Origin of the sequence: Methanobrevibacter curvatus, assembly GCF_001639295.1 — an archaeon.
Classification (GTDB): domain Archaea; phylum Methanobacteriota; class Methanobacteria; order Methanobacteriales; family Methanobacteriaceae; genus Methanoflexus; species Methanoflexus curvatus.
Genome location: NZ_LWMV01000229.1, coordinates 1 through 8,344, shown reverse-complemented (window position 1 = coordinate 8,344; position 8,344 = coordinate 1). Strand labels below are relative to the sequence as shown.

Sequence of the window (8,344 nt, the reverse complement as noted above, 5' to 3'; positions counted from 1 at the left end):
TTTTTAAAACAATTCCAAAATATATAAATACTATAAAATAAATATATAAATTGATAAATGATTTATTAAGATATTGTGTAACAAATTATAATTTTAGTTAAAAATATTATAAATTCAAAATGATTTTTAAGATTAGTTTTAATTAAATAATAAAATAAAAATTTAAACTAATTATTTAAATTAATTATTTAAATTAAATGGTAAACTAAAATTTTAAATTAAATAAATCATTATTTTATGCATGTATATTTGTTTATTTATTGATTAAAATGTTAAAAATAGGCATCTTAAACCTACAAGGAGCAGTCAGTGAACATTACAATATCACAGTTAAAACTATTAAAAAGTTAAATTTTGATTGTGAAGCTGTTGTAGTTAGATACAAGGAGGATCTTGAAAATTGCAGTGGATTAATAATCTCTGGTGGAGAAAGTACTGTTATTGGCAAGTTAATTGTAGAACGAGGAATAGATAAAGTAATTCATGATAAAAATATTCCAATTTTTGGAACATGTGCAGGTTTAGTTTTAATGGCTAATGATGTTGATTACAATCAAGCCATTTTAAAAATAATTGACATGAAAGTTTTAAGAAATGCTTTTGGCTCTCAGAAAAATTCTTTTGAAGAAGAAATAGAAATTTTAGGCAGTAATTTTCAAGGAGTTTTTATTCGTGCTCCGTCTATTCTTAAAGTAGGCAAAGATGTTGAAGTTTTGTCAAAAATAGATGATGTGATTGTAGGTGCAAAGTATGGAAAAAATATTGCCTTATCTTTTCATCCAGAGTTAACCGATGATACAAGACTACATGAATATTTTATTAAAAATCTTTTTGAAGAATAAATATTTAATAACTAATAGTTAATGGTTTTATTATTAAACATTTTTTAATTTTATTCGATATTTATTCAATTTTTATTCAATTTTTATTCAATATCCATTCAACTTTTATTCAATATATATTCAATTTTATTTATTAAAAAAATACAGGTGGTGTTTAAATGTGTGGAATAGCTGGAATAGTATACAAAGATAAAAAATTACATAGAATTGGTAAAGATATGACAAAAATGCTCCATGCTCTTCAACATAGGGGACCAGATTCAGCAGGAATGTCTCTTTATGGAGGATTAGGTTTAAAAGATAGTGAATACATTCTTAACATTCAAGTGGATGATGAAAAAGGATTATTAGATTCAGTTAAGAAAATATTAAATGCTGAAACTCCAATTTTACAAGATCAAACATTTCCCTCTGATGAAGACTCTTTTGTTTATAGGGCTAAAGTGAATTTAAATGATTTTAAAGAGCTTAAACCACTAATCACAAAAATAGATAAAATTGATAATGTAATAGTTTTAAATGGAAGTAATTCTTTTGAAATGATTAAAGACACTGGTTATGTATTAGATATCGCTGAAAAATATTCAGTAGATCAAATTAAAGGGACACATGGAATTGGGCACACCCGTTTTTCAACAGAAAGTAATGTAGATAGATATCATGCACATCCATTTCAAACATATATTGTAAAAGATGTAACAGTTGTTCACAATGGACAAATAACAAATTATTGGAAAATAAGAGATCCATTAGAGCGAAAAGGGCATATTTTTGAAACTACAAATGATACAGAATGTCTTGTTCATTATATTGCAGATAAGCTCGATACTGGTTACTCACTTGAAGAAGCTTTAACTCAATCAATTGAAGATATGGATGGTCCATTTTCATATATTATTGGAACTCCAAGTGGTATTGGAATAGCTAAAGATAGATTAGGTCTTAGACCTGGAGTAATGGCTGAAAATGACAATATTTTTGCAATAGCTTCTGAAGAAGTTTCTTTAAGAGAAGTTATGGATGTTAATGAAGTTGAACAAATTTCACCTGGCGAGGTTAGAGTCTACGAAATTTAACTTAGTACTCATGTATTGTTGTTAATGCAAAAAATCTATTAGCATCTTATTGAATCGTCTTATAATATTTTTAATACAATTTTTTAAATTTTCACTTAGACTATTCAATATTAAGTTTAAATAATTGTATATAGACACCTATTGAGATTTTAACAATAAGTATATGTGAAGTAATTTAATTTATTTTTTTATTATTGTAAATTAGATAAATTTTTATAGATATTATTAATTATTATTTTTGTTATTAATTATTTTTATTATTAATTATTTTTTTATTATATTTATTAAGCATTTTATTATTATTTATTTATTTTTTTATTTTTTTATTTATTTTTTTATTTATTATGAGTGATACTATGAGTAAAACAGTTGAAATTGATGTTTCTGGAATGACACCAAGACAATCTAATGGTACTCTTAAAGAAATGGCTGCTAATAATGATAAAATCATTATCAAACATCCTAATGCACTTCACTATTTAATAGCTGGTTTAACAGATAAAGTAGATATTGAGGTAGAAGGTTCAGCAGGTTACTTTGTAGGGACAATGATTGATAAAGCAAAAATCCGAATTCACGGTAATGTTGGTTGGTTTGCAGGAGACAACATGACTGGTGGAGAGATATTAATTGATGGATCTGCTGGTGATGGTGTTGGTCAAGGAATATATGATGGAACCATTGTTGTTAGAAAAGATGCAGGAGCAAGAACTGGAGAAATAATGAAAAATGGAACAATCATTGTTGGTGGAGACTCTGGTTTTATGAGTGGAATCTTTATGATGGGTGGACGTATAATAGTTCTTGGAGATTTAGGTAAAGATGCAGGTGAATCAATCATTAGAGGAGCCATTTATGTTTTAGGTAGTGTAAAAAGCTTAGGCAAGAATGCTAAGTTGATTAAATGTGATGATGATGATAGACAAGAGCTAAAAGATCTTTTATCTACTTACGATTTTGATTTAACAGCTATTGATTTTAAAAACTTTAGAAAAATCATCCCATTAAGTAAACGACCATTTTATGGTAATAATGAAGAAGAAGACTGTTTTTGTGATGAGAGCTAATAATTTTTAAGAGGGTTGAGGATGCCATACGAAGTTAAAAGGGATAGTGTTTTATGTAAAAGGGAATTTGACAGACCAGGATGCTGTTGGTATAAGTGTGATGATAGAGATGAATCTATCTGCGGAGAGTGTTATTCTTGTTTAAACAACTGTCCACATAATGTTTATGATTTGATTAACGGTGAACCATATCCTGTTCGTCAAAAAGATTGTATTGGTTGTAGAATTTGTGAGGAAATGTGTCCTAACACAGCTATTGATGTTAATGCAGTTGCACCAGATAACAGACATGTTTGGTCATATGATGACATGTTTGAAATTAAAAGAAAGTCTCTTGTAGGTTCGTATAAAATTAAAAGTATGGGTTCAGTTCGTAACCTTCCATCGTTTGATGACTTTGTTTTAATTCCTGCTCAGGTTTCTAGACCTCCCCTTGATAAATACAGAGAACCTTGTTTCACATCTGTAACATTAGGTGCCAGATATGCTGAAAACCCTTTAAAGTTAAAGACACCTATAATGATTGGAGCCATGTCATTTGGTGCATTAAGTAAAGAATCTAAAATGGCTCTTGCCTATGGAACAAAATTGGCTGGAACAGCAGCAAACACTGGTGAGGGTGGAATGCTTGAAGAGGAAAGATATTTAGCAGATAAATTAATAGCACAGTATGCTTCAGGGAGATTTGGTGTTTCTGCTGATTATTTAAAAAACTCTGAAGCCATTGAAATTAAAATAGGTCAAGGTGCAAAATCTGGAATGGGTGGACACCTTTTAGGTGAAAAAGTAACAGCTGAAGTGGCTAAAATCCGTATGATTCCAGAAGGAGCAGATGCTCTTTCTCCAGCTCGTCACATGGATATAGTTGGTCCTGAAGATTTACACATGAAAATATCTCAACTAAGAGAAATTTCTGAATGGAAAGTTCCAATCATGGTTAAATTTGCTTCAGGAAGGGTTAAGGATGATGTTAAAATAGCTGCTAAAGGTGGAGCAGACATAATTGTTGTAGATGGTATGCAAGGAGGAACAGGTGCAGGTCCAGCAACAGTAACAGAAAATTCTGGTATTCCAACAATAGCTTCTATTGTTCAAGCTGATGAAGCTTTAAAAGAAGTTAATTTAAGACAAGAAGTTAGTTTAGTTGCTGCTGGTGGAATTAGAAGTGGTGCTGATTTAGCTAAAGCTATTGCATTAGGTGCAGATGCAGTCTACATTGGAACCGCAGCTTTGGTTTCCATAGGTTGTAGAGTCTGTCAGACTTGTTTCTCTGGAACATGTAGAAAAGGAATAGCTACTCAAAATCCTCATTTAAGAAACAGACTTAACTACCGACAAGCAGGTAAAAACTTAGCCAACTACATTAGAGCAATGACTGAAGAAGCTTGCATGTTAGTTCAACAAGCAGGCAACACAAACTTAAGTAAAATAGAAAAAGATGATCTCCGTGCATTATCCTTAGAAGCCACCAAAATGACTGGTGTTAAATTCGCAGGAGAATAAGATTTTTGAAATCTTAAAAAAGATTTATCATTTTAAATATTTAAAAAAATATAAGAAATATTAATAAACTGTTTTATTAAATATTTAAATTAATTTAAAAAGTAATGGCAATGTTTATTAATTAAAAATTCCTAAATAATAAATATTATTAATAAAAATATTAAACATTAAATGAGGAAGAATGCTCATGATTGCAGAAACTTATATTAAAGAAATAAAATGATTATCCCTCAAGAAATACTTAATAAAATCAACAAAAACGAAGTAATAATAAAGTGGAATGAAAAATTAGAAGAAGGAAAACTAGAATTAAAATTTGAAACAATACCATCCCAATGCCAAAAACTCTTTAAAGAACTTAAAGAAATAGAAGGGGATATGGATAATGGAAATGCCATAGAATTGGATGTTGATAAACTTGAGGAAAGATACTTATAAACTATCAATTCCTCCAAAAATAGATAAGCATTTGAAAAAATTAAGTAAAAAAGATAAAAAAACAGCAGCTATTCTTATTTAAGGAATAAAAGAAATTCGTGATAAGCCTTATCAATCAAAAATTTTAGAATCTAAATTTTTAGGATACAAGAGAATAAGAAAGGGAGATTATAGAATCATTTTCAAGTTATACTATGATAAAAATCCTACTGAAATTAAAATAATGAAAATTGGAAAAAGAAGTGAGATTTATAAATAATTGTCTTGTTATTGTTTTTTTAGCTTTATTTTTTTATTTTTTATTTTTTATTAATTGATATGTCAAGATTATGTTTTTTCTTATTTTTAAAATAATAATACTATCAGTTTTTAGTAGTACTTGTATTTTTAAATAGAAATAGTTATATATTTTTAAAAGCATAATAGAAATATATTAATAATTATTTTTTAAGCATTTTTTCAGTATTTTTTTAAGAGATTAAATTTATTAATACTTTTTAAAAGTAAACAAATTTCTAAATTATATTTTTAAATTATATTTTTAAATTATATTTTTAAATTATATTTTTAAATTATATATGTATTTGTTTAATATTTAATAGGAGATTAACAATGAATATGAAAAACGAACTAGCCATTGATGAACCTGATTTTCAAAAATTAATTGAAAGAAATAAAATTTATGTGGATAAAACAGAGATAATAAAAAGAATTAGAGATGTTAATGGAACATACTATTTTTTATCTCGTCCACGAAGATTTGGGAAGTCATTACTTATAAGTACTCTTAAACACTTATTTCAAGGGGATAAAGAGCTATTTAAAGGCACATATATTTTTAATAATTGGAATTGGGATGAAACATTTCCAGTTATCCATTTAGATTTAAACAAACCTCAAGTAAAGACACCTGAAAAATTTGAAGAATCTTTAAGTTTTTACATAGATTCAATAGCAAAAAATGAATTTAATATATCACTGGAAGCAAATTTTTCTAATGATAAATTGACGGAATTGATAAATAGGGTATATGAAAAAACTAAAAAAAGAGTTGTTGTTTTAGTGGATGAATATGATAAGCCAATTTTAGATAAAATCAACAATACAGAAATGGCTATGGATGTTCAGGAAACTTTAAAATATTTTTATGGAATTTTGAAAAGTTCAAGCAATATTCTTGAATTTGTATTTGTAACGGGAATAGGCAAATTTTCTAAAGTATCTATCTTTTCTGATTTTAATAATTTAATAGATTTAACCTTAGATGATGATTTTTCAACTATATGTGGCTATACAGCAGAAGAAGTTGAAAAGTACTTTAAAAATTTCATTGAAAAATATAGCACTTTAAACAATATTTCATATGATGAAGTGTTAATTCGCATTAAGGAACATTATGATGGTTATTCTTGGGACGGAAAAAATTTTATTTATAATCCTTTTTCCTTAATGAATTTTTTTAAAAGTTTAGAGTTTGATAATTATTGGTTTGAATCAGGAACTCCTAACTTTTTAGTAAAGATTTTTAAAAATGATCTTAATATTAAAAATATTTTTAAACAATTGGTATTGAAAAGTTCTGAGTTTAAAATATTTGATGTTGAAAACCTTAAACAAATCCCTTTATTGTTTCAATCAGGATATTTAACAATTTATAAAAAAGAAATTATCAATGATGAAATTAACTATACTCTAAAGATCCCTAACAATGAAGTGGAAAAATCAATAACTGAAAATTTATTTGAAAACTTTATTTCTAAGGCTGAGAATAATTTTTTATTAAAGAAAAAGAAAATATTGGATGAGCTTAAAAATGGAAAGTGCGAATCATTACTTAAATATCTTAAAAAAGAAATTGTTAACACTCCATATCAGATTAAAATAAGGAATTGGAAATACTACCAAACTTTAATATATTTTATTATGAAATCTTTAGGATTTGAAACACGATCTGAAATTAGCATGTTTAGTGGTAGATTAGACATAGCCATTGATGAAATTGATAGTTATTATCCATTCAATGATGAAAAAGGAAATGTAATTATAATTGAAGTAAAATATACTCAGCAAAGAGCAAAAGATATAAAATCCCTTAGTTTGACTGCTCTTAATCAAATTAAAGAAAAATCTTACTATGATATCTATGATGAAGAAAGCAATATAACTATTATTGGCTTAGCCATTAAAGAAATTGAGTTAAAACTTGGTGGAAGTAAAATAGAAATGGATTGCAAAATTGAGAAGCTGTTAGAATCAAACTTTTAGAAAAAGTTTGATCAAAAGCTATTTGTAAAATAAATAATTTTATTTTATAAGTAGCACTTTTATTAATTTGAAAACAAACTTTTAGAAAAAGTTTGATCAAAAGCCATTTAAAAAATAAAACAATTTATTTTATAAGTAGCACTTTTATTAATTTGAAAAATTGTTTTATTAATTTTTAAATAGTTATTATCAATATATATTAAACGAAAAGAGGAATTATATGAAATTTGGAATATCATCATTGGCTAGTGAGGGCAAAGACATTGAAGAATTTTTATCCTTTGTAGAGGATTTAAAAATAGATTATTTTGAGCTATTATTTGAATATCCACATGATTATATTGAAAAAGAAATATTTGAATCATATTCTTTAAATTACACACTTCATAGTCCAATATCTGATTTAAATATTGCTTCAACGAATAAAGCTATTTTAAAAGCATCAATAAATGAAATAAAACGATCAGCAGATTACATCCATGATATTGGTGGAAATATTCTTGTTGTCCATCCTGGAAGAGTTGGATTTACTCAAAGATTTTTTAATGACTATGGAAAGGAAATAGCTAATAATGCAATGATAGAAACAGCTATTTATGCTAAAGATTTAGGTGTTGAAATTTGTTTTGAGAATATGCCTAACTTTGAAGGATTTTTATATCAGAGTACTGATGAATTAGATAATTTTTTAAAAGAAAATAATCTTTCAATGACTTTTGATATAGGGCATAAAAATACAATTGATGGAAAAACAAGTAGCTATTATAAAAGTGTTAAGCATATACATCTTCATGACAATGATAAATCATTTGATAGTCATTTGCCTTTAGGTCAAGGAGTAATTGACTTTGATGAATTTTTTAATATGTATGAAAAGAATGGGTACAATGGAATTTATATTTTAGAGTTAAATAATAAACAGGACATTTTAAAAAGCATTGAGTATTTAAAAGAAAACAAATATTTCTAAAATATACAAGTATTATAAATTTATGTAATGGTCTGATTTTAATTTTTTTCTACACAATGAGACAAGGACAAAACTCTTAAAATCGTTAGATTTATATATAAAGAGCCATATATATTTAATTATAGTTATAAATTTTTTTTTGGTGTTTTAAGATGGTTTTAATAAAAGAACAAATTAATCAAG

General features: G+C 26.5%; 7 protein-coding genes. All 7 read left to right on the top strand.

From position 1 onward, the window contains the following. Positions 1-269: 269 nt before the first annotated feature. Positions 270-842, top strand: coding sequence for a pyridoxal 5'-phosphate synthase glutaminase subunit PdxT (gene pdxT / locus MBCUR_RS09750; protein ID WP_067092790.1), 573 nt, complete (start codon positions 270-272; stop codon positions 840-842). A gap of 158 nt (positions 843-1,000) precedes the next feature. Continuing rightward, positions 1,001-1,918: a class II glutamine amidotransferase domain-containing protein gene (locus MBCUR_RS09745; RefSeq protein WP_067092788.1), complete on the top strand. Its 918-nt coding sequence runs from the start codon at positions 1,001-1,003 to the stop codon at positions 1,916-1,918. A 356-nt stretch (positions 1,919-2,274) separates the two neighbouring features. Then, the gene (locus MBCUR_RS09740; protein WP_067092787.1) at positions 2,275-2,985 is read left to right on the top strand and encodes a GltB/FmdC/FwdC-like GXGXG domain-containing protein; all 711 of its coding nucleotides are present in this window, start codon (positions 2,275-2,277) and stop codon (positions 2,983-2,985) included. Positions 2,986-3,006: 21 nt separating this feature from the next. After that, complete coding sequence (locus MBCUR_RS09735; protein WP_067092785.1) at positions 3,007-4,488, top strand: glutamate synthase-related protein; 1,482 nt, start codon at positions 3,007-3,009, stop codon at positions 4,486-4,488. A 219-nt stretch (positions 4,489-4,707) separates the two neighbouring features. Then, positions 4,708-4,926, top strand: a complete 219-nt coding sequence (locus tag MBCUR_RS09730) for a hypothetical protein (RefSeq protein ID WP_067092783.1) — start codon at positions 4,708-4,710, stop codon at positions 4,924-4,926. 612 nt (positions 4,927-5,538) lie between these two features. Continuing rightward, positions 5,539-7,191 carry an ATP-binding protein gene (locus tag MBCUR_RS09725; protein WP_067092782.1) on the top strand — a complete coding sequence of 551 codons (1,653 nt, stop codon included), beginning with the start codon at positions 5,539-5,541 and terminating at the stop codon, positions 7,189-7,191. A 220-nt stretch (positions 7,192-7,411) separates the two neighbouring features. Then, complete coding sequence (locus MBCUR_RS09720; protein ID WP_067092780.1) at positions 7,412-8,161, top strand: sugar phosphate isomerase/epimerase family protein; 750 nt, start codon at positions 7,412-7,414, stop codon at positions 8,159-8,161. Positions 8,162-8,344 lie beyond the last annotated feature (183 nt).